Here is a 21,568-nt window from a genome sequence, read left to right on the forward strand (position 1 = left end):
AGGTCCTGCATCGAGAAAACCGACTACCCGTTCCCGGAGGAGTTGGTGCTGTCAACACCGTCCCGGTGAACGGTTACTCTTCAAGATAATCAACGGTATAAACCAGTACCTTGAGCCCGCGGCGATGGGCATCTGCAACCAGCGATTGATCCACAAAATCCACGTCGCAGTTGAGTGACCAGGCTCCCAGCTCGTCGGCAAACTGCGCCAGTTTGAGCGGCAGGTTGGCGGTCAGGGCGCCGAGCCGGATATCGGGCCGCAAGGCGGCAAAGCGGGCCAGCTCCGGGTGATGGAAGGAAGAAACCACCCATTGGCTGGGGGTAAAACCAAGCTCGGCTTCTGCCCGTCGGGTCAGGGTTGCCACCGCGTCGGCGGTATGGGCGCCCTTGAGCTCGATATGCAGCTCGCAGCGTCCGGCGATGATCTCCATCACCTGCCACAGGGTCGGGATCACCTCTCCCTCACCGGCATCGAGCTGCTCCAGATAGGAACGCGATTGCTCGGTTAATACTCCCTTACCGTTGGTGCAGCGCTCCAGCCGCCGGTCGTGAAAGACCCACAACTCGCCATCGGCCGCCTGTACGTCGATCTCGATGGCTGGTGCTCCCAGCTCCAGCGCTTTGGCCATCGCCTTGAGGGTGTTCTCCGGTGCCAGACCGCTGGCGCCACGGTGGGCAATAATCTGCATGTTCTGCTCCTTCTACCTCGCGGGTCAGCCGCGGCTCAGGTGAATGTCGATCTGTTGATGGGGCAGGGTAAGCCCCTGTTGCTGCATATTCTCCAGCACCAGCGAGTGAACCTCGTGGGTGATGGGCATCCGGTGATCCATGTTGTTGACGTAGAGGCGGATCTCGTAGATCAGCGCAGAGTCGGTAAATTCGATCAGGAACACCTCGGGCGTCGGCGTCTCCAGCACCAGGGTCGATGCCTGGATGGACTCTTCCAGAATGCGCTGTACTAGTTTCGGATCCCGGGTCAGGCCGATACGGATCCGCAGTTTGACCCGGGTGATGGCATCGGAGAGCGACCAGTTGATGAACTGCTCGGTGATGAAGGCCTTGTTGGGCACGATGATCTCCTTGCGATCCCAATCCACTATGGTGGTCGCCCGGGTTTTGATCTTGGTGACGGTGCCGGTGAGATCGCGGATGGTGACAGTGTCACCGAGCCGGATCGGCTTTTCAAACAGGATGATGAGGCCGGAGACAAAGTTGGCGAAGATCTCCTGCAGGCCGAAACCCAGCCCCACCGAGAGGGCGGCGACCAGCCACTGGGTCTTCGACCAGTCGATGCCAAGCATGGAGAAGCCGGTGAGGGCGCCGATCAGGATCACCAGATACTTGCTGGTGGTGGTAAGGGCAAAGCCGGTTCCCGGGGAGAGGCTCAGATGTTGCAGCAGGGTCAGCTCCATCAGCCCCGGCAGGTTGCGGGCTGTCACCACGGTCAGGATAAAGACGAAGGCGGTCAGCATCAGATCCTGCAAGGTGATGGCCGAGAGCTGCTCGATGCCGCCAATCTTGCTGCTCACCTGCCACACCTCGATATTGCTGAGGAAGCTGAACGCTGAGTTGAGATCAGACCATTGCACCACCACCAGCATGGTGAAGCCCAGCATCAGCAGGGTACGTACCAGTCCCAGCGACTGGGCGCTGATGGTATCGAGATCCAGCTCGGTCTCTTCCACCACATCGGGGATCTCCGAACTCAGCTCCTCCTGATTGTCGTCACGACCACGCTGGGCCAGGATTTCGGCCCGTTTGCTCTTGGCTCGCTCGAAGGCGAGACGGCGGCGCTGGATCAGCATCCAGCGTCTGGCCAGATAGTAAACCAGCAGGCAACCCAGCCCCATCAGCAGGCTCAGCTCCAGCTGGCGCAGCAGGATGCGCGAGGTGTAGAAGTAGCCAAACAGGGCTCCGATCACCGCCAGCAGTGGCGCCAGCATCAGGCTGTTCCAGATGAAGTGGTGCAGCAGGTGGGGCTTGGTCATGTCGCTCTGGCCCCAGGTGAGCGGCAGCCGCTCCCGGTTGAGGCGGGCGAAGAAGAGCAACAACCAGAGTGCGCCGATCATGAAGGCCATCCGGCCGAGGGAGTCGTAAAAGGCGTGCTCCTGATAGCTGTTCGCCATCCCTTGTACGAAGAAGCTCGGGATCAGCACCAGCAGCAGGGTGCGGAACTGGTTCCAAACCTGCTGCACCCGCTCTTTTGGCCAGCGGAAGTGGTGGATCAGGATCCCTTTTTCCAGGGTCAGATGGCGGGCCATCACCAGCGCCAGCAACAGAAACCAGATCTCGCCAAGGCCACGCGCCACCGCCACCGCAAACGGATATTGCCAGGCCCCTTCGAGCAGGCCGCGCACCATCAGCACCATGGCGGGCAAGGGGAGCGAGGCGAGCAGGGAGCGCAGCAGCAAGCGGCTGGTGAGGCTGAATTTGTCCTGGGTCACCTTGCCGATCCGCGGCGCAATATGGTCGCAATACTGGTTCAGATGACGGGCCAGTTTGAACCAGCTCCAGGCCAGCACCAGCAGACCAATGCCAGCCAGAGTGAGGCTCAGCGGGTTGTTCTCAGCGATGGCATAGGGCAGTTGCAGCCAGTTGTCCGGGTTGAAGGCCAGCGTCAGCGCAGCAGGAATACCGAGCATCACCTGTGGGGTAAAGGGGCGCACATCCGGCATCCAGAACAGGTGGCTGGCACTGATCTCGCGGATCTCGTCGATCTTGCTGTTCTGGCGGCTGTAGAGCAGCTTGAGCCGGGTCTGCTCCTGGATCAGAGTGTCAGAGGCGTCGTTGAGCCGGGTCAGCAGCTGGCGACGGGCCTTGAGCAGGTTGTCGAGCACCGACAATTGCGGACGATCCAGCGTCACCTCCTCTTCGGCCAGCAGCTTGTCGCGCAACTGGCGAGTATCCTTGAGGCCATCCTGCTCGCTCTCGTACTGGTACTTGGCCATGCGGGCGTTGACGATGGCGGACTCCAGCTTGTCGAGGGGGAACAGGGGGGGCAGATCGGAGAGTTTGCTGCGCAGGTTCTCGCCGTAGGCGTTGCTGATCTGCAGCCACTCCAGCTGTTCGCGCACCGAGTTGACCAGCTCATTCAGTTCAAACAGATTCTTGTCGACGCTGCGCTGCTCGTCCTGCACCCGCTCAATCTGATCCTCCAGCGTGCCGAGCTGGATCGAGAGCGCCTGATTCTGTTGTTGCTGTTCCAGCAGCAGCGGCATGTCGGTGGTGAGCTGTTTGCGCAGCCGCTCGCTCTCCTCCAGTGCCTGCTCGGTCTTCTCCCGCCGCAGCTGGTTCTGCTGGGTCAGCAGGCTGGCTTGCCACTCATCCTCATCGGCGATGGCCAGATTGAGCTCCTGCAGTTTCAGTTTGCCGAGATCGTTGCGCTGCTGGGCCGAGAGCTGCTCCAGCTCCAGCATCTGGATCCGGTCGGAGAGACTCTGCTCCTTCATTCTGGTCAGCAGCAGTTGGGCCTCCTGCTGGCGATCCGATTCGCTGCTGAAGCTCAGCCGCTCCAGCTGGCTGCGGGTCAGTTGCAGCTGTTTGCGCAGATCATCCACTCGCAGGTGGTACTCCTGCCCGGTGCTTTCCAGCTGGTTGAGGCTGTCCATCACCCCCTGCCGCTCCTTGCGCAGGTTGAGCTGGCGGTTGCTGCTCAGGCCAATGGCCTGACGCAGCGCCTCCTCCTTGAGGCTCGTCAGCGGCGGGCGATCGGCGGGCTGATAGTTGTGCAGGCTCTCCTTGAGGCGCGCCGACTCCTTGGGGTAATCGATGAGGATCTGCTGATAGGCCTTGCTCTGCTCCCGGTAGCGCTCGGCCTCTCTGGCAAATTGCAGCGCTTGCTGGTAACTCTCCCGCAGTTTCTGGTTTTCCGGGGTGTCGCTCTTGGGCACGCTCTGTAGCAACGCTTCGATTTGGTCAATGGCATCGTCGGCGCGTACGGCTGGCGGCAACAAGATAAGGGAGAGCAGCAAGAGGGTGAGCAGGCGTTGCAACATGAGGCTCGTTTCCGTTCAGAAGAGGTGGCCCTAGCCTAAAACAGGGCAGGGAGGCGGGTAAAGCACTCCATATTAATGATTCATAACACAAATAACAGGAAGTCATGCTGCCGTTTCGCTATGATCCGGCCGCTCTCTCTCCACCGGGTTGAATATGTCAGCTGTTGATCTGGGCACAGCCCCGCTATCTCGCCTTTTCTGGCGTTACGTAACCCCGACCGTGGCCGCCATGCTGATCACCGGCATCTATGTCACCATCGATGGCATCTTCGTTGGCCATGTGCTGGGTCAGGATGGCATGGCTGGTCTGATGTTGGCCTACCCCATCTGCGCCGTGCTCTATGCGGTGGGGGCGCTGATCGGCATGGGGGCCTCATCGCTGGTCTCCTTCTATCTGGGCCAGGGCAACCCAGCCAAAGCTCGCCATATCGTCGGCAATGCGCTGGTGATGGTGTTGCTGACATCGCTGTTGCTCAGCGTTATCGGGATCCGCTATGGCGAGCCGATGCTGGCCTGGATGGGGGCGGAGGGGGAGATCTTCACTGCCGGGCTCGCCTACCTGCAGGCTTACGCCTGGCTCGGCGTCTTTGCTGTGCTGTCGATGGCGTTCAGCTCGCTGCTGCGCAACGATGGCCGCCCCGGCTTTGTCACCATCATCATGGTGGTCGGGGGGCTGCTCAATGTGCTGCTCGACTATCTGCTGATGGTGGTGTTCCCGTTCGGGCTGGCCGGGGTGGCGACGGCCACCATGCTCTCCCAGGCGGTGACGGGCCTCGCCTGCCTGTGGCACTTCTTCACGCCGCGCAGTCAGCTGCGGATCAGCTGGGACACCCTGCGCCCCGATCTGCGGCTGATGGGGGATACGGTGCGCCTCGGGGTATCGAGTTTTCTGATGTACCTCTATCTGTCGGTGGTGCTGGCGCTGCACAACAAGGCGTTGCTGGCGGTGGGTACGTCGCTGCATGTGGCCGCCTACGGGGTGATCAGCTACACCGAAGCCTTCTTCTATCTGGTGTTCGAGGGGATCGCCATGGGTATCCAGCCCATCGCCAGCTTCAACGCGGGTGCCGGTCACTGGCAGCGGGTGCTGCGGGTGCGCAACCTGGCGCTCGGGGTGACGCTGGGGATCGCCCTGTGCGCCATGATCCCGCTCTATCTGTGGCCGGAGGCGGCGGTCTATCTGTTTGCCGGTGACAACGCCACCCTGCTGCCGGTGGCGAGTCTCGGGATCTGGCTCTACTTCTGGGGGCTGCCGATGGAAGGTTTGCTGCTGGTAGGGGCCACCTACTTCCAGGCCATCAATCGGGCCCGCATCGCCTCCCTGCTTACCGGCGGCAAGCTGGTGCTGATCGGCGGTTTCTTGTGGGGATTCTCGACCTTGTGGGGCGTGCCCGGGGTCTGGCTGGCATTGCCAACCTGCAGCTCCTTGTTGGTGCTGGTGATGTGGCGGGCGATGCGTCGGGAGTCCGGTGCCCACGCGCAGGCATGACAGGCAATCAGGTTCGACGTGCAGATAGCAGACAGGCAGCCATGGGCTGCCTGTTTTGTTAACGGGCTTTTTATTCGAGAATTTTTTGTTAACGGGCTTTGCCGATTCAGGGCTTGAAGGCACCGATAAAGATGGCGGGATCGACCCGGGTGTCGTTGAGGCTGACGTTCCAGTGCATATGGGGGCCGGTGGCGCGACCGGTCGAACCGACTCGCCCGACGATGCCGCCGCGCGGTAGGCTTTGACCCAGCTTCACATCGATCTTCGACATGTGGCAGAACATGCTGATGAGCCCCTGACCGTGGTCGACAAAGACGGTGTTACCGTTGAAGAAGTAGTCGCCGATCAGGATCACCTTGCCAGCGGCGGGGGACTTGATCGGGGTGCCGGCGCCCACGGCGAAGTCGAGGCCGGAGTGGGGGTTGCGTTCCTCGTCATTGAAGAAGCGACGCAGGCCAAACGGGCTGGAGAGGGGGCCGTTGACCGGCTTGTCGAACATCAGGTTGCTCGGCTGGTGGGGGCTGAAGGTCTGGTAAGCCCGGGTCTGCTCCGCCAGCTCGCGGTTGATGCGGGTCATATCCTCGGCGAGCGGATTGACCTGACGGCTGTTCTTGAGCTTGATGTGCTGCTCGCGGTAGTGCTTGGGGGTGACGGTGAAGCCGAGAGTACGGCCATCACCTGTGGTCAGTTGCTGGGTACCGGGCGTGCTTTTCAGTGAGAGGCCGACGATAGCGATCCACTGGTTGTCTTCACGTACCACCAGCACAGGCTTGTCGTGATAGCGAGCCGTGGGCGCGGTTGATTGCGCGCCAAGAGGGATCACCGCAACGCCACCCGGCACCGGATGGTTGAGCAGGCGACTGATAAAACCTTCGGCCAGGGCTGACTGGCTGGCCAGTAACAACAACAGACAACAAACAACTCTCATGACGATACCACGCGATGTTAAAACGCCCGGGATGGCGGGATGACAACCCCCTGTCCGGCATTCGTCGATCACTAAAGGGTGACCACGGCACGCTGGCCACGATAGTGGCTGCTGGGGGAGGGGGCAGATTGTGCCTCGTTATGGTCTGGGCAGCCAGAGGTGGGGCGTGGCTGATGCCCTTTTTGTGCATCGCTGCGTCAGGTTTTATGTCGTGACGGGACTGCATCGCCATTGAGTCGCCCCCGCCCTGGCTCTAAAATCGGCTTCCGGCACTGATGCCACCGACACTCCGAGGAGACGATATGAACGGATTACCCCCTTTGCGCACCACACCTGCCCGGCACACGACAGGTCGTGGCTGGGTCTGGGTTCGCAGCGGGTTCGATATCTTCAACAAGGGGATGGGGATCAGCGTGGCTATGGTGCTGGTCTGGTTTATGGTGGGCATGCTGCTTGAGCAACTGCCGGCGGGTGGCCTCATCTCCCAGCTGCTCTACATGGTGTGGGGCGCGGGTTGGGTGGCGGTCGCCGCTCGGGGCTATCGGGGCGAGCCGCTGCAGTTCACCGATCTTTTTGCCGGTTTTCGCCACAAGTTGACCCCGCTGATGCTCGGTGGTCTGCTGGTATTGCTGCTGTTCAGCCTGGTTGGCCTCGTCTGTCTCGGTCTGCTCTCCATGTGGGGGCTGCTCCCGCTGCTGACTCAGGATCCCGAGAGCATGGTGGTCTCTGCGAGTCAGTTGCAGCAACTGCTGCTGGTATTGCTGGTGGGGATGCTGCTCATTGTTCCCGTGCTGATGGGGGTCACCTTTGCCCCGGCGCTCATCTATTTCCACGATATCGGCATCATCCAGGCGGTACGGCTGAGCTTCGCTGGTTGCTGGCGCAATATGTGGCCCTTCTTCTGGTGGGGGCTGCTCTCAGCTATTTTGCTGCTGTTTGGCGCGGCGCTGCTGCTGGTGGGTCTGCTGGTGGTGATCCCGGCGCTCAACTACTCCATCTATGTGGCTTATCGGGATATTTTCCTCGACGAGAGTGCGCAGCAGGAAGCGCCGCACTCAGAACCATTCGGATTTGAAGCCTGATCAACGGATGAAGATGAAGAAGGGGCCCGCAGCGGCCCCTTCTTCATTTTCGGCTGTGAGGAGGACTCACCTCCTGCCAGACGGGATCGGCCGCCATGCGGGCCAGCAGAAAGTCGAGGAAGCTGCGCAGCAGCGGTGACATCTGTTTGCGGGTGGCATAGACCCCGTAGATCCCGAGTCGCTTCGGTTGCCAGTTGGTCAGCAGGGGCACCAGCTCTCCCTGCTCCAGATAGGGCTGGGCCGAGTAGAGCGGTTGCAGGCTGATCCCGGCGCCGCCCAGCGTCGCCTCCAGCAGCAGGTTGGAGATGTTGGCGCTCAGGTTGCCGCTGACCGGCACTGACTCGGGACCGTCCGGTCCATTGAACTCCCACAGGCTTTTGCCGAAGTAGGTGTAGGTGAGGCAGTTGTGCAGCGCCAGATCCTGCACCTTGTGCGGCATCGGATGACGGGCCAGATAGGCCGGGCTGGCACAGACCACCGAGTGGCAAGTGCCGAGACGGCGCGCCACCAGATTGGGGTCGAGGTCGTTGGTGATGCGCACCGCCAGATCGATCCGCTCCTCCACCAGATTGACGGTTCTGTCGAGCAGCAGGATATCGATGGCCGTTCCCGGGTATTGCGCCAGATAGTCGTTGGCCGCCCCGACCAGCAGCGCTTCAGACAGGGAGTAGCTGCTGGTGATCCGCAGTTGCCCCTTGGGGGCGTCATCGCTCTTCACGGCAATCTGTTCCATCTCCTCGCCGAGCGCCAGCATGGTACGGGCCCGGTTCAGTGCCTCTTCTCCCGGCCCGGTCAGGCTCAGACGGCGGGTGGTGCGGTGCAGCAGGCGGGCGCCCATCCAGCTCTCCAGTTCGGCCAGATAGCGCGACACCATGGCGCGCGACATATCCAGTTTCTCCCCGGCGCCGCTCAGACTCCCCTGCTCGACAACGCTGACGAAGACCCGCAATGCGGTCAGTCGATCCATCTATGACTCTCAATATGTTCGATATATGCAACAGTGATGCGCTTTTTACGCTGTATTTGCAACTTAGTCGATCCAATACACTCTGTCCATCAAATGAACCCCCGAATACTTAATGAGGAATAGATGATGAACAACACCCTGATCCGTAACCTGACTCTGGCGACCACCCTGCTGAGTGGCGCTGCCCTGGCCGCCCCCCTGAGCGTGACCGTCTACAACCCTGGCGAGAAGGCGATCTTCCCGGTCTCCTCCTCACTGGTGACCGGTGACAAGGAGGCCATCCTGATCGATGCCCAGTTCGACGTGCAAAATGGTCAGGCGCTGGTGGACATGATCAAGAAGAGCGGCAAGAAGCTGACCACTGTCTATATCAGTGCCGGTGATCCCGACTTCTACTTCGGTCTGGAGCCGGTCATGGCTGCGTTCCCGGATGTCAAAGTGCTGGCCGACCAGCATGTGGTTGACCATATCAACCAGACCAAGGATGCCAAGCTGAGCTACTGGAGTCCGATCCTGGGCAAGGGCGCACCGAAGAGCCTGACCGTGCCGCAAGTGATGACTGCCAGCCACCTGACGCTGGATGGCGAGAAGATTGAAATCAAAGAGATGAACACCCCGAATGCCTACCTCTGGGCCCCTTCCATCAAGACGGCTTTTGGTGGTGTGCCGGTTTATCACGGGGTGCATGTCTGGATGGCGGATAGCCAGACCAAAGCGGCCCGCAGCAACTGGGTCAAGGCGCTGGACAACCTGCTGGCCCTGAAACCCGAGCGCGTGGTGCCGGGTCACTTCCTGGGGACTGCTCCCAAAGGCACTGCCGCTGTGACCTTTACCCGTGACTATGTACAGCGTTTCGAGCAGGCGCTGGCCAAGGCGAAAAACTCTGGCGAGCTGATTGAGGCTCTGAAGAAAGCCTATCCGGCACTGCCGGTTGACGATGGTCTGGCCATCGGCGCCAAGGTTAATACCGGCGAGATGAAGTGGTAAGCCACTGAGCCTGCTCTCCCTGTGTTTTTTTACCGGGCCCCAGGGCCCGGTTTTTTATCCAAGATTGACGTGAGAATGACGATGAGCGAACAACAAACCACCCTCCATTATGTCTATGACCCGCTCTGTGGCTGGTGCTACGGTGCCGCCCCCCTGTTGCAGGCGGCAGCCACCATTGACGGGCTCAAGATCGAGCTGCATGCAGGCGGCCTCTGGCTGGGCAGCCGCCGTCAGCCGATGGGCAAAGCATTGCGTGATTACGTGCGCCCCCATGATCAGCGGATTGAAGCGCTGACCGGCCAGCATTTTGGCGAGCGTTACTTCAATGAACTGCTGCTGCGGGAAGGGAGCCTACTGGACTCCGAGCAGCCGATCCGTGCGGTCTTGGCCGTCACGGCACTGGGTGGCGATGGTCTTACGATGCTGCACCGGATCCAGCAATCCCACTATCGGGACGGGATCTGGATTGGTGAACCGGCGTTTCTCGCCACGCTGGCGGCAGAGCAGGGGATTGCTGCCGATGCATTCCAGCAAGCCTATCTGCAGGCCCCTTTGTTGCCACATCTGGCAGCCAGCCAGGGCTGGATGCAGCGGCTCGGCGGTCAGGGCTATCCAACCCTCGGGTTGATGCACAACGGTCGGGTCACGCCTGTTCGCGTGGCCGATTTTCTGGGTGATCCGGATGGTCTGCGTGCGCATCTGCTGACGCTGCTGGATAACGCAGGTTGATTCATTTGGGGAAACTTCAGGAAACGAGTCTGGCGCCGATAGCCTGACCATCAGGGGAACGGTATGAAATCCTTCCGTTTTCCGGGTGCAGGCTATGCTCTATATGACCATTCTCGGCGGATTTGCGGGAGTGCAGACTCATTTCAAGGAAGCCCTCATATGTTCAAAAACATGTCTATCGGCCAGAAACTGAGTGCCGGATTTGCCATTCTGGCCTTGCTGGTGCTTGGCTTGGCCTGGTTCTCCATCAGCCAGTTAGCAAAGCTCCATAGTGATACCGAGACCATTACCGGCAATTTGTTGCCTTCTACTCGTCTGGCGAGTCAGATGCATGTCGCCGTGCTGGATGCGCGCCGTTCAGAGCTGGCCCAAGTAATTGGTGGCCTTAACAAGGATGATCAGGAGGTGAGTGAACGAGCGCAGACCTTCAATAAGGCCAAGCAGGAGTTTGAGCAGGCAGCCCAGAAATATGGTGCATTGGAATTCAGTACTGCCGAAGAGAAGCAGGTTTATGAGCAGGTGGTTGCGGCGGGGGCCAAGTATTTTGCGGTGCATGACCAGTTGTTAAGTGCCTTTGCTACCGGCGATCTGGATCGCGTCAAAAGTTTGCGCAAGAACGAGACCCGCGCCGCACTGGAAGAGGTGGGGGCCAAGTCTTATCGCCTGCGGGAAATCAATAATGAGATTGCCGATGAGATGGTGAAAGACATTACAGCCATGTATAGCAATTCCAGAACCATGAGTATTATCGTCAGTCTGGTGACGCTGGGCTTTGTGGTGGTGATCGCCTGGCTGTTGACCGGCCAGATCCGCAACCCGGTGCTGGCGTTGCTGGAACAGACTCGCCGGGTCTCCTCCGGCGATCTCACCTCCCGCATCGATATGCAGCAGTTCAATAACGATGAGCTGGGGACCCTCGCCAAAGGGTTTGGCGAGATGCAGACCAATCTGCGTACCCTGGTGAGTGAAGTCTCGGGCTCAGTGGTGCAATTGAGTTCTGCCACTGAAGAGATGAGCTCGGTGGCGCGCCAGTCAGCCACCAACATGAGTGCCCAGCAACATGAGCTGAATCAGCTGGCGACGGCGATGAACGAGATGCAGGCCACGGTTCAGGAGGTCTCTCGCAATACCAGTGATGCCGCCAGTGCCGCCACTTCGGCCAGCGAGACAGCAGAGCTGGGTGCCAAGACGGTGAATGACTCCATTCAGCGGATTGAACGGGTTGCCGGTGCCATCGAGAGCACCGCAGCGGTGATCCGCCAGCTGGGTGATGACAGCCGCAATATCGGTATGGTGCTGGAGGTGATCCGCGGCATTGCCGAGCAGACCAACCTGCTGGCGCTCAACGCCGCCATCGAAGCGGCCCGTGCCGGTGAACAGGGTCGGGGCTTTGCGGTGGTGGCCGATGAGGTGCGTACGCTGGCCAAGCGCACTCAGGACTCCACCTCCCAGATCAACACCATCATTGCCGAGTTGCAGCAGCGTGCCGAGCAGGCGGGCAGTACCATGCAACAGAGTCAGGAGCTGATGAACACCACGGTGTCTACCGCGCGGGAAGCTGGCGAGTCCATCTCCCAGATCAGTGGCTCGGTCAGCAGCATCTCCCACATGAACATCCAGATTGCGACAGCCACCGAAGAGCAGGGGGCGGTGAGCGAGGAGCTCAACCGCAACGTGGTCAATATCAGCCATGCTTCCGAAGAGGTGGCTGCCGGTGCCACCCAGATGGCTCAGGCGTGCAACGAGCTGAACCATCTGGCTACCCAGCTGCAGGATATGGTGCGCCGTTTCAGGGTGTAATCCATTGTCGAGTCAAACAAGCCCGATTGCCGCGAGGTGATCGGGCTTTCTATTTTTGCGCTGCAGCCAGAGAGGCTCACTGTGAGCGGATGACTTGTCCCGCCGGACGATATTGTGCATGCTGATGGCCCATTTTCCAGGCAGGACTCTTGCTGTATGAATCTTCGCGATCTCGAATATCTGGTGGCGCTGGATGAGGAAAAACATTTTCGCAAAGCCGCCGAACGCTGCTTTGTCAGTCAACCCACCCTGAGCGGTCAGCTGCGCAAGCTGGAAGATGAACTCGGGGTCATTTTGATCGAACGTACCTCGCGCAAGGTACTGTTTACCCCTGCTGGCGATGCGATGGCACATCAGGCGCGTCGGGTGCTCAAGGAGGTACGCGAGCTCAAGAGCATCGGTCAACACTTCTCCGAGCCGATGTCCGGGGAAATCCATATCGGTTTTATTCCGACCGTGGGCCCCTATCTGTTGCCCCGCATTATCCAGACCCTGCGTGAGCGTTTTCCCCAGCTGGAGTTCTACCTCTATGAGGAGCAGACCCAAAGCCTGCTCAAGCGGCTGGAAGAGGGGGAGCTGGATTGCGTCATTCTGGCCGAGATGCCGGGGATGGAGGGATTTGGCTCAATCCAGCTCTACCACGAGCCGATGTGGCTGGCGGTGCCTTGCCATCATCCCGAAGCCCAGGCCAGGCAGGTGCCGCTTGGCAATCTCAAGGGCAAGAAGTTGCTGATGCTGGCCGATGGCCACTGCTTGCGGGATCAGGCGATGGGGTTCTGTTTTGCCGGCGGTATCGGTGAAGATCAGCGGTTCAAGGGCACCAGTCTGGAGACCCTGCGTAACATGGTAGCCGCCGGTAGCGGCATGACGCTGGTGCCAAAGCTGGCCGTACCTGCCGATCATGATGAGGGTGGGGTCAGCTATCGGCCAGTGGTCGATCCTGTGCCGGGACGCACCATCTCGCTGCTCTATCGCCACTACTCGGTGCGTCGCCCTTGCTTCAACGAGCTGGCCTCCTCGATAGCCACGCTGATGACCAAGCAGTTGGCCCAATAAAAAAACCGGCAGCCCTGGCTGCCGGTTTTGCTTCTGCCACGCGAGCGGCTTAGAAGATATCGTCGGTAGAGACAGGCCCTTCCACTGCGGGGTTGTCACCGCCGTAGACCTGATTGCCATCCGAGCTCGGTGCTGCGTAGCGGGTCGGCTCGGTACCTTCCTTGAAGTATTCGTCGGTGCCGCCACCGGTCGCCAGCAGACCGGTTTCGCTGTCAATCTTCACCGTCATGATCCCTTCGGGAACCGGCATCTTGTTCTCGGGCAGTTTTTTCAGGGCGACTTTCATAAAGTCGATCCAGATAGGCTGCGCGGCACCACCGCCAAACTCGGCACGGCCAAGGCCACGCTGATGGTTGTCAAAACCGATCCAGGAGGTGGCGACGATATCCGGGGTGTAGCCGGAGAACCAGGCATCCCGCGATTCGTTGGTGGTACCGGTTTTACCGGAGATGTCGTGACGTTTCAGGTCACGTGCTGCACGCCAGCCAGTACCGCGCCAGCCGTTGCCACCCCAGATTGCGGTGCTCAGGGTGTCGGTGATCAGGAACGCGCTCTGGGCACTGATGGTATGCGGGGCTATGGTCGGCGCGAGAGGGGTCTGCGTGCCATCTTGCGCTGATCCATCAACAGTTGGCTCCGGCAGTGTGCTCTGCTCGGGCGCGGCCGGCTGTTCGCAGCTGGTGCAAGCGATGGCAGGATTGGCCTGATAGAGTGTGGTCTCCAGGCTGTCGGTCACTTTGTCGATGAAGTAAGGGGTCACCAGGAAGCCGCCGTTGGCCAGTACCGAATAACCACGCACCACCTCGAGGGGGGTGAATTCGGCAGCACCGAGCGCCAGCGACTCATGGGGAGAGATAAAGTCGCGCGGGAAGCCAAAGCGGGTCAGACCGTCGATATAGGTATCCAGACCGATAGCGCGCATCAGTCGAACCGACATCACGTTTTTGGACTTGGCCAGACCCAGACGCAGCGGGGTGGGGCCATCATAGACTGCCGGGGAGTTCTTGGGCTGCCACATGGGTCCTTTTGACGGATCCCACTGGTTGATCGGTGCATCGTTGATGAGCGATGCCAGGGTATAGCCATGCTCCAGCGCGGTGGCATAGAGGAAAGGCTTGATGTTGGAACCGATCTGGCGACGCGCCTGATCGACCCGGTTGAATTTGGAGAGTTCGAAGCTGAAACCGCCGACCAGCGCTTCCAGCGCGCCATTTTTCGGGTTCATGGCAACCAGCGCAGCGTTCACATCCGGGATCTGGGCCAGCAGCAGCTCTTCACCCTCTTCCCGCACCCAGATCTGGGCACCGACTTTCAGCACATCACGCGCCGATTTCGGGGCGTAGCTCTGACGGTCGTCGGTAATAAATGAGCGAGCCCATTTGATACCGTTCCAGCCCAGCTCCGCTTCCTTGCCATTTTTCAGCACCAGCGTTGCGCTGCGGTCACCGAGCTTGGTCACGACCGCCGCCATCAGTGGATCATAAGTGGGCTGTTTGCCAAGGTGAGCGACGATCTGTTCGTAATCCCAGCTGGTTTCACCCGCTTTCCACAACTGCGCCGTCGGGCCGCGATAGCCGTGGCGCATGTCATAGGCAAAGACGCCATCCAGCAGCGCCTGTCTGGCCGCCCGCTGACGTTCGGCAGAGACGGTGGTGTAGACATGCAGGCCCATGGTGTAGGCATCTTCACCAAACTGCTCGACCATCTTCTGGCGCACCATTTCACCCAGATAGGGGGCGTGCAGGGTCACTTCGGCGCCGTGGTAACGGGCCTTGATCGGCATCCTGGAGGCTTCGTCAAACTGGGCCTGGGTGATCTTGCCGGTTTCCAGCATCCGGCCTAGCACGACGTTGCGGCGCGCAAAGGCACGCTCGGGGGAGCGGATGGGGTTAAGCATGGAGGGCGCTTTCGGCAGACCGGCAATGATGGCGATCTCGTCCAGTCCCAGATCCTTGACCTCTTTACCAAAGTAAACCTGCGCCGCAGCACCGACCCCGAAGGAGCGATAACCGAGGGGGATCTTGTTGAGGTACAGTTCGAGGATCTCGTCTTTTGAGAGATTCTGCTCGATCCGCCAGGCCAGGAAGACCTCCTTGACCTTGCGGATGATGGTCTTCTCATTGCTCAGGAAGAAGTTACGGGCAACCTGCTGGGTGATGGTACTGGCCCCCTGACGGGCATGGCCGGAGACAGCCCACACCGATGCGGCGCGAATGATACCAATCGGGTCAATGCCCGGGTGCTCATAGAAACGGGCATCTTCGGTCGCCAGCACGGCATCGATCATGGGTTGCGGAATTTCGTCCAGACGCAACGGAATGCGACGAATTTCGCCATATTGGGCGATCAATTCCCCATCCCGGCTGTAAACCCGCATCGGGGTTGCCAGCTTGACGTCACGCAATGCGGTGACATCGGGCAGTTGGGGTTTGATATAGAAGTAGATACCGATGAGGCTGGCAACACCCAGCACAGCACCCAGCATCATGACAATAAACAGGCGAACGAGCCATTTCAGCATGGAAGAACTACCAATCGTCTTAAAATTAGCCAACGGGCGCAGAGTATAGCCCTTTTGCCATCGGGAATTCGAGGTTTTCCTGTGGCGAGCCACCTGCCTCAAAAGGATGCGAGAGGTTAGCACTACGGGGAGCAATAACCAAGGAGGGTCACTTGTCATGAAGAAAGCGAGATGGGTCACTTTTCGGTATAAACTTTATGACATTGATAGTTAGAGCATTTAGGATGAGTAAAGCACTCCTCTGATTGGGTGTCCTACACTCAGTTCAGGAATAACACCAAATAACGCATGGATGTGTATATGTTTGGGCTATTTAATAAGGGTTCCCTCCTCCCTCTGGTGGGTATTGATTTCGGCAGCCAGACCATCAAGGCCGTTACCCTCAGTGGCCGTCCCGGCAAGCTGCATCTGGAGTCTGTTGCCGATATCCCTACCCCGAAAGGGACGCTGGTCGATTATCAATTACAGGATATCGAGCGCGTCAGCCAATCTCTCAAGACCCTCAAGCGCCTTATTCCAAGTCATAGTGACTATGCCGCTACCGCAGTGACCGGTTCCAACGTGATCACCAAGGTGATCCAGATTGATGCCCGCCTCAGCGACAAGGAGCTGGAGAATCAGGTACAGCTGGAGGCCGAGCAGATCATTCCCTTCCCCCTCGATGAAGTGAGCCTCGATTTTGAGGTGCTGGGCACCGGCAATAGCGAAGACCGTCAGGATGTTCTGCTGAGCGCCGCCCGTACCGAGAGCGTCAACGGTCGGGTAAGCGCCCTTGCCGAAGCAGGTATTGCCGTCAAGGTGGTGGATGTGGGCGCCCATGCGCTGGGGCGCGCTGTAGTGGCCTGTCTGCCCGAGCTGCAAGAGAGTGAACGGCCGATCGGGGTGATCGACATCGGTGCCAGCGCCATGACCTTTGCCGCGCTGGTCAAGGGGGAGGTGGTCTACTCCCGTTTGCAGAACTTCGGCGGCGATCAGTACAGTCAGGCGCTCTCCTCTTTTTACGGCATGACGCTGGATGAGGCTGAGCAGGCCAAAACCAAAGGTACCTTGCCTGTTGACCACGAGCTGGATGTGCTGATGCCTCACATCAACTCGCTGCTGCAGCAGGTGCGGCGCAATATTCAGCTCTTTTGCAGTTCGTCCGGTTATCGCGACATCGCAAAACTGGTGCTGACAGGAGGAGGCAGTCTGCTGCCGGGCTTGTTGGTACAGGTAAAAGAAGAGGTCAATTGCGAAGTGCTGCACCCGGATCTGTTTGCCTTGTTTGGCAAACCGAAAGGGGAGGGCGAGCTGGTACATGGCGCTAAATATATGACGGCATTCGGGTTGGCTCTGAGGAGTTTCACACCATGTCAAATATAAACCTTCTGCCCTGGCGTGAAGCTCGAGCCCAGCGCCAAAAGAAACAGTTCGGGGCCTTGCTGGGAATTTTTGTACTGGTCACGGTCGCGCTGGGATTTTTTGCCAACTGGCTGGTCGATCGCCAGATTACCGCCCAGCAGCAGCGCAACCAGCGACTGGTTCAGGAGATGACCATTCTGGATGCCCAACTTGGGGAGATCCGTCTGCTCAAGGAGCGTCGCAAGGAGCTGATCGATCGGATGCAGCTTATCGAACAATTACAGATGCGCCGTAATGTGCCCGTTCGCCTCTTCAACCAGCTGCCTTCACTGGTGCCCAACGGGGTGTACCTCAATACCCTCGCGATGCAGAACAATATTATTGATGTAAACGGCAAGACCGAAGCCTATGGCCGGGTGGCCAGCATGATGCGGCGGATTGATGGTTCCGGTTGGTTGGGCCAGTCAAAGATAAGCACTATTTTTGCAGCTGATGTTGCCCCTGTGTCATTGAGCCAGTTTTCCATGATGTTTTTGATTGCCAACAATGCTGCGGCTGCCGGGAATGTGGCCAAGGAGCAAAAATGAACCTTCAGCAACTCAACGAGCTGGATATCAATGACATAGCCAGCTGGCCAAAATGGGCAAAAGGGATCTTCATCCTTTTCTGCTGTGTGTTGACCGGTGGTGCCATCTATTACTACGTGATTGCCAATTCCCTGACCAATTTGACCCAAGAAGCGGCGAAGGAGACCGAGCTGAAAGCCCAGTTTGAAAGCAAGGCGATGCTGGCAGCCAACCTGGGGGCATACAAGGCGCAAATGGTCCAGCTTGAGCAACTGGTTGATACCCAGCTCAAGCAGTTGCCCAATACCCATGAAGTCGCCGGTCTGCTGGACGATATCAGCTTTATTGCAACCGACAACGGCCTGAAATTGAACCGGATAAACTGGGAACCCGAGCTCAAGCACGAGTTTTCGACCGAACTTCCGATGCGTATCGAAGTCGTGGGTACTTACCATGAAATTGGCAAGTTCACCGCTGATATGGCTGCCTTGCCCCGTATCGTCATCCTTGACTCCTTTACTTTGGGTCAGAGCAAGGATGCAGGAGATCTGATTTCGATGTCGATGCTGGCCAAGACCTACAAGTACAACGGTAAAACAGTGGAGTCGAAACAATGAGACGCATCTGCTGGTTGTTACCTGCCCTCTTGCTGGCGGCGTGTGGTGGCCAGGAGGACATGGATAGCTATGTCGCCGAGACCAAGGCAAGGCCTCCCGTACCTATCGAGCCCTTGCCCGAGCTGAAGCCTTTTGCCCCCATGCACTACCAGCAGCGGGAGTTGCGCAGCCCCTTTATGATTCCCCAGCCCGAGGCGGCGGTCGGAAGTACCAGCAGTGTCAAGGTTCAGCCGGATTGTGCTCAGACCTTGCTGGAACGGGAGAAAGAGGTGCTGGAAAATTATTCGCTGGCCAGTCTGTCGATGCATGGCTCTTTGGGAAAGGCGGGGCAGTTATGGGCCCTGATCAGTACCCCGGATGGCAAATCGATGCGGGTTGGTCTCAACCAGTATATGGGGCTTGATCAGGGGCGGGTCATCAAGATCACCGACACTGCAGTGGACTTGCTGGAAACCATTCCGGACGGGAAGGGGTGCTGGGTAACAAGAGAAACCCAGTTGGCGATGGCCAATGTGCAAGAAAAACAATAATCAGGGACGAACAGCAATGAGAACAACAATCGAGCGTGTAACCAAAGTGGCTTTGCTGTTTTGCGCCAGCGCCGTCAGTCAGGCGTGGGCAGTGGCAACCCTGCAGGAGATCAAGGTTAATCCTCTGCTTGCTGATCAACTGCTGGTGGAGCTCAGTTTCAGTGAGCCGGTCACCGGCTTTACTGATCGTCTCTCTTATCAACCCAATCAACTGCTGCTGCATGTTCCCGGTGCGGTGGGGGCGCTCAAGGTCAACCCGCTGCCTATCCAGCGCCAGGGAGTGGATAATATCAAGGTGGAAGGCAAGGGCGCCGGTCTGGATATCAAGATCGCGCTCGATCAGCTGGCTCCCTATCAGGTACAGCAACAGGGTAACAAATTGCTGGTGTCATTGGGTGAGGGGGCGTCCTCCGGGCTCATCAATGGTGAGAGCGCCCTGATTGCACCCGCTACCTCGGCTACCCCGGTGTCAGCACCCTCTGCGATGGTGGCTACCACCTCCCCCTCGGCGTTGCTCAATCCTCAGGTCGTTGCCCGGTCGATGCCTGTTGCGCCCGTGACAGCGCCTGTAGCAGCACAGCCAGCCAGCAAGCCGGTGCTCAACAACTATCAGAGTAGTGGGGGCGGCGCCTATTTCAATTCGGTTACCGGTGTGGATTTTCGTCGTGGCAAAGATGGTCAGGGGGAATTTCTGGTCACGCTGGATAACAGCTCGGCCGCCGTCGATGTGAGCAGTCGCGGCCAGACCGTTCTGGCCAAGTTCCATGGTACTCGGGTGCCGGATGGCTTGCTTAATCTGATCAATGTGCAGGATTTTGCAACGCCGGTCTCTCAGGTTGAAGTCTCCCGGCAGGGGAGCGATACCCTGTTTGAGTTGTCGATCAATGGTCAGTTTGATTACCGTTACGATCAGGCCGACAAGCTCTTCATTATCGAGGTGAAAAAGCGGACAACGGCCACGGCATCCAAGCAGTATCAGGGTAAACCCATCTCATTGAACTTCCAGGACATTCCTGTACGTACCGTGCTGCAGCTCATCGCTGACTTCAACAATCTCAACCTGGTGACCACAGATTCGGTGGCGGGCAATATTACGTTGCGTCTGGATGGGGTGCCATGGGAGCAGGCGCTCGACATCATTTTGAAGGTGCGTGGGCTGGACAAACGACTGGACAACAACATTCTGCTGGTGGCACCGGCCGAGGAAATTGCAGCCCGCGAGAAACAGCAGCTGGAGAGCCGCAATCAGGTTGCTGATTTGGCACAGCTCTATACCGAATATCTGCAGATCAACTATGCCAAGGCGTCGGAAGTAGCGGCCCTGCTCTCTTCAGAAAGTACCAAGTTGCTGTCACCCCGTGGTGCTGTGAGCGTGGATGAGCGCACCAACGTGTTGGTGGTCAAAGATACCGCCGATGTCATCAGCAGCATCAAGCGGATGCTCGATATCCTCGATATTCCGGTCAAGCAGGTGGTTATCGAGGCGCGGATGGTGACCATTGATGACGGTTTTGATGAAGCGCTCGGGGTGCGTTGGGGGGTGACCAAGAACGATGGCCATGGCAACAGTACATCCGGCTCTATCGAGGGTAATGACGGCTCTGGTAACAACAATGGTGGTTCAACAATCACCAAGCCGACAGTGGATGACCGGATGAACGTCAATCTGCCGGTGACCAATGCGGCCGGTACTTTGGCCTTCCAGGTTGCCCGTCTGGCCGATGGTACCCTGCTGGATCTCGAGTTGTCGGCGCTGGAAAAAGAGAGCAAGGCCGAGATTATCGCCAGTCCGCGGGTGACCACGGCGAACCAGAAACCGGCACTGATCGAGCAGGGTACCGAGATCCCCTATGTGGAGTCCTCTTCCAGCGGGGCCACCTCGGTCACCTTCAAGAAGGCGGTGTTGAGTCTGAAGGTTACCCCGCAGATCACGCCAGATAATCGGGTTATTCTCGATCTGACCGTGACCCAGGATACCAAGGGTGAAACGGTACCGACCGGTACTGGGGATGCGGTTTCCATCAACGCCCAGTCCATCACCACCCAGGTGTTGGTGAACAATGGCGAGACGCTGGTGCTCGGCGGTATCTATCAGCAGACCATCAAGAGCGATGTAACCAAGGTGCCGCTGCTTGGTGATATTCCCGGATTGGGGGCCTTGTTCCGCAAGACCACCAGCGAGAACAAAAAGCGGGAATTGCTGATTTTTGTGACGCCCAAGATTGTCACCGACGCCTTCTGAATGCTTTACATGTAAGGGTAAAACACATATAACCTTACGCCCCAATGAGGCTGGGGCGTAAGGGCTGCGGTTGCCAGTCCCGATATCTATTGAGATAATCCCCCTCCTGATCCATCGCAAGATAAGGTTCATAGGTACCCCGATCCAGTATTCATCGGGGTCGTGCAGTTTGTAATTACTAACGAAAAGACATGGCTGAGAAACGCAATATTTTCCTGATAGGTCCCATGGGTGCGGGCAAGAGCACCATAGGTAGACATCTGGCAGAACAACTGCATATGGAGTTTTTCGACTCAGATCATGAGATTGAGCGCCGCAGTGGTGCTGATATCGGCTGGGTGTTCGATGTTGAAGGCGAAGAAGGTTTCCGGATTCGCGAAGAGAAGGTGATCGGCGAATTGTCAGAGCAGCAGGGTATCGTGCTGGCGACGGGTGGCGGTGCCATCAAGAGTCGCGAAACCCGCAACAAGTTGTCTGCTCGTGGCATCGTGGTCTACCTCGAAACCACTATTGAAAAGCAGCTGGCGCGCACACAGCGAGACAAACGCCGCCCTCTGCTACAGACCGAAGAACCGGCACGCGAAGTGCTGGAACGTCTGGCACAAGAGCGCAATGCCCTGTATGAAGAGGTTGCCGACTTTGTTGTGCACACCGATGACCAGAGTGCAAAAATCGTTGCCAATCAAATTGTAAAGCTGATCGGTATGTAATCTAGAGGA

Annotated in this window: 16 protein-coding genes and 1 pseudogene; 12 read left to right on the forward strand and 5 right to left on the reverse strand. The window is 58.6% G+C overall.

The annotated features are described in order from the left end of the window. Positions 1–88: 88 nt before the first annotated feature. Both OKC40_RS13115 and mscM read right to left on the reverse strand, forming a co-directional pair. A pseudogene (locus OKC40_RS13115) lies at positions 89–688 on the reverse strand (glycerophosphodiester phosphodiesterase); the annotation flags it as partial. Between the two features lie 24 nt (positions 689–712). Further along, positions 713–3,994 (reverse strand): miniconductance mechanosensitive channel MscM, encoded by a 3,282-nt coding sequence (gene mscM, locus OKC40_RS13120; protein ID WP_234604710.1) that lies wholly within the window; start codon positions 3,992–3,994, stop codon positions 713–715. A 154-nt stretch (positions 3,995–4,148) separates the two neighbouring features. Here mscM and OKC40_RS13125 point away from each other — a divergent pair, with 154 nt between their 5' ends. After that, positions 4,149–5,483, forward strand: a complete 1,335-nt coding sequence (locus tag OKC40_RS13125) for an MATE family efflux transporter (RefSeq protein WP_270795507.1) — start codon at positions 4,149–4,151, stop codon at positions 5,481–5,483. Between the two features lie 106 nt (positions 5,484–5,589). On the opposite strand, the gene OKC40_RS13130 is transcribed toward OKC40_RS13125, so the two are convergent. Further along, the gene (locus OKC40_RS13130; protein ID WP_075114173.1) at positions 5,590–6,411 is read right to left on the reverse strand and encodes a peptidoglycan DD-metalloendopeptidase family protein; all 822 of its coding nucleotides are present in this window, start codon (positions 6,409–6,411) and stop codon (positions 5,590–5,592) included. A gap of 302 nt (positions 6,412–6,713) precedes the next feature. On the opposite strand from OKC40_RS13130, the gene OKC40_RS13135 reads away from it, so the two are divergent. Further along, positions 6,714–7,493, forward strand: a complete 780-nt coding sequence (locus tag OKC40_RS13135; RefSeq protein WP_075114174.1) for a BPSS1780 family membrane protein — start codon at positions 6,714–6,716, stop codon at positions 7,491–7,493. 43 nt (positions 7,494–7,536) lie between these two features. Here the strand turns inward: OKC40_RS13135 and OKC40_RS13140 are convergent, their stop codons facing one another. After that, a complete protein-coding gene (locus OKC40_RS13140) occupies positions 7,537–8,460 on the reverse strand; it encodes a LysR family transcriptional regulator (protein ID WP_075114175.1) in 924 nt (307 codons plus the stop codon). Between the two features lie 126 nt (positions 8,461–8,586). On the opposite strand from OKC40_RS13140, the gene OKC40_RS13145 reads away from it, so the two are divergent. From OKC40_RS13145 to oxyR, 4 genes are all read left to right on the forward strand, one after another. After that, positions 8,587–9,447, forward strand: a complete 861-nt coding sequence (locus tag OKC40_RS13145) for a Vmh family MBL fold metallo-hydrolase (RefSeq protein ID WP_075114203.1) — start codon at positions 8,587–8,589, stop codon at positions 9,445–9,447. A gap of 75 nt (positions 9,448–9,522) precedes the next feature. Further along, positions 9,523–10,176, forward strand: a complete 654-nt coding sequence (locus OKC40_RS13150) for a DsbA family protein (protein WP_270795510.1) — start codon at positions 9,523–9,525, stop codon at positions 10,174–10,176. Positions 10,177–10,335: 159 nt separating this feature from the next. Continuing rightward, positions 10,336–11,976 (forward strand): methyl-accepting chemotaxis protein, encoded by a 1,641-nt coding sequence (locus tag OKC40_RS13155; protein ID WP_182932785.1) that lies wholly within the window; start codon positions 10,336–10,338, stop codon positions 11,974–11,976. Positions 11,977–12,132: 156 nt separating this feature from the next. Beyond that, entirely contained in the window at positions 12,133–13,032 is a 900-nt protein-coding gene (gene oxyR / locus OKC40_RS13160) for a DNA-binding transcriptional regulator OxyR (RefSeq protein WP_182932784.1), read from the forward strand. Positions 13,033–13,081: 49 nt separating this feature from the next. Here the strand turns inward: oxyR and OKC40_RS13165 are convergent, their stop codons facing one another. After that, positions 13,082–15,553, reverse strand: coding sequence for a penicillin-binding protein 1A (locus OKC40_RS13165; protein WP_234604715.1), 2,472 nt, complete (start codon positions 15,551–15,553; stop codon positions 13,082–13,084). 300 nt (positions 15,554–15,853) lie between these two features. On the opposite strand from OKC40_RS13165, the gene tapM reads away from it, so the two are divergent. The 6 genes from tapM (at position 15,854) to aroK (ending at position 21,559) form a co-directional block, all read left to right on the forward strand. Further along, positions 15,854–16,915: a PilM family type IVa pilus assembly protein TapM gene (tapM, locus tag OKC40_RS13170; RefSeq protein WP_163129364.1), complete on the forward strand. Its 1,062-nt coding sequence runs from the start codon at positions 15,854–15,856 to the stop codon at positions 16,913–16,915. Continuing rightward, positions 16,903–17,481 carry a PilN family type IV pilus biogenesis protein TapN gene (gene tapN / locus OKC40_RS13175; RefSeq protein ID WP_163129365.1) on the forward strand — a complete coding sequence of 193 codons (579 nt, stop codon included), beginning with the start codon at positions 16,903–16,905 and terminating at the stop codon, positions 17,479–17,481. The genes tapM and tapN overlap by 13 nt, the downstream gene beginning before the upstream one ends. Then, the gene (gene tapO / locus OKC40_RS13180) at positions 17,478–18,077 is read left to right on the forward strand and encodes a PilO family type IV pilus biogenesis protein TapO (RefSeq protein WP_182932780.1); all 600 of its coding nucleotides are present in this window, start codon (positions 17,478–17,480) and stop codon (positions 18,075–18,077) included. The genes tapN and tapO overlap by 4 nt, the downstream gene beginning before the upstream one ends. Continuing rightward, entirely contained in the window at positions 18,074–18,607 is a 534-nt protein-coding gene (locus tag OKC40_RS13185; RefSeq protein ID WP_163129367.1) for a pilus assembly protein PilP, read from the forward strand. The genes tapO and OKC40_RS13185 overlap by 4 nt, the downstream gene beginning before the upstream one ends. A 16-nt stretch (positions 18,608–18,623) precedes the next feature. Further along, positions 18,624–20,849, forward strand: coding sequence for a type IV pilus secretin PilQ family protein (pilQ, locus tag OKC40_RS13190; protein ID WP_197927408.1), 2,226 nt, complete (start codon positions 18,624–18,626; stop codon positions 20,847–20,849). Between the two features lie 191 nt (positions 20,850–21,040). Continuing rightward, positions 21,041–21,559 (forward strand): shikimate kinase AroK, encoded by a 519-nt coding sequence (aroK, locus tag OKC40_RS13195; RefSeq protein ID WP_005335014.1) that lies wholly within the window; start codon positions 21,041–21,043, stop codon positions 21,557–21,559. Positions 21,560–21,568: the final 9 nt, after the last annotated feature.

It is taken from the genome of Aeromonas sp. QDB11, assembly GCF_027705265.1.
Lineage (GTDB): Bacteria > Pseudomonadota > Gammaproteobacteria > Enterobacterales > Aeromonadaceae > Aeromonas > Aeromonas allosaccharophila.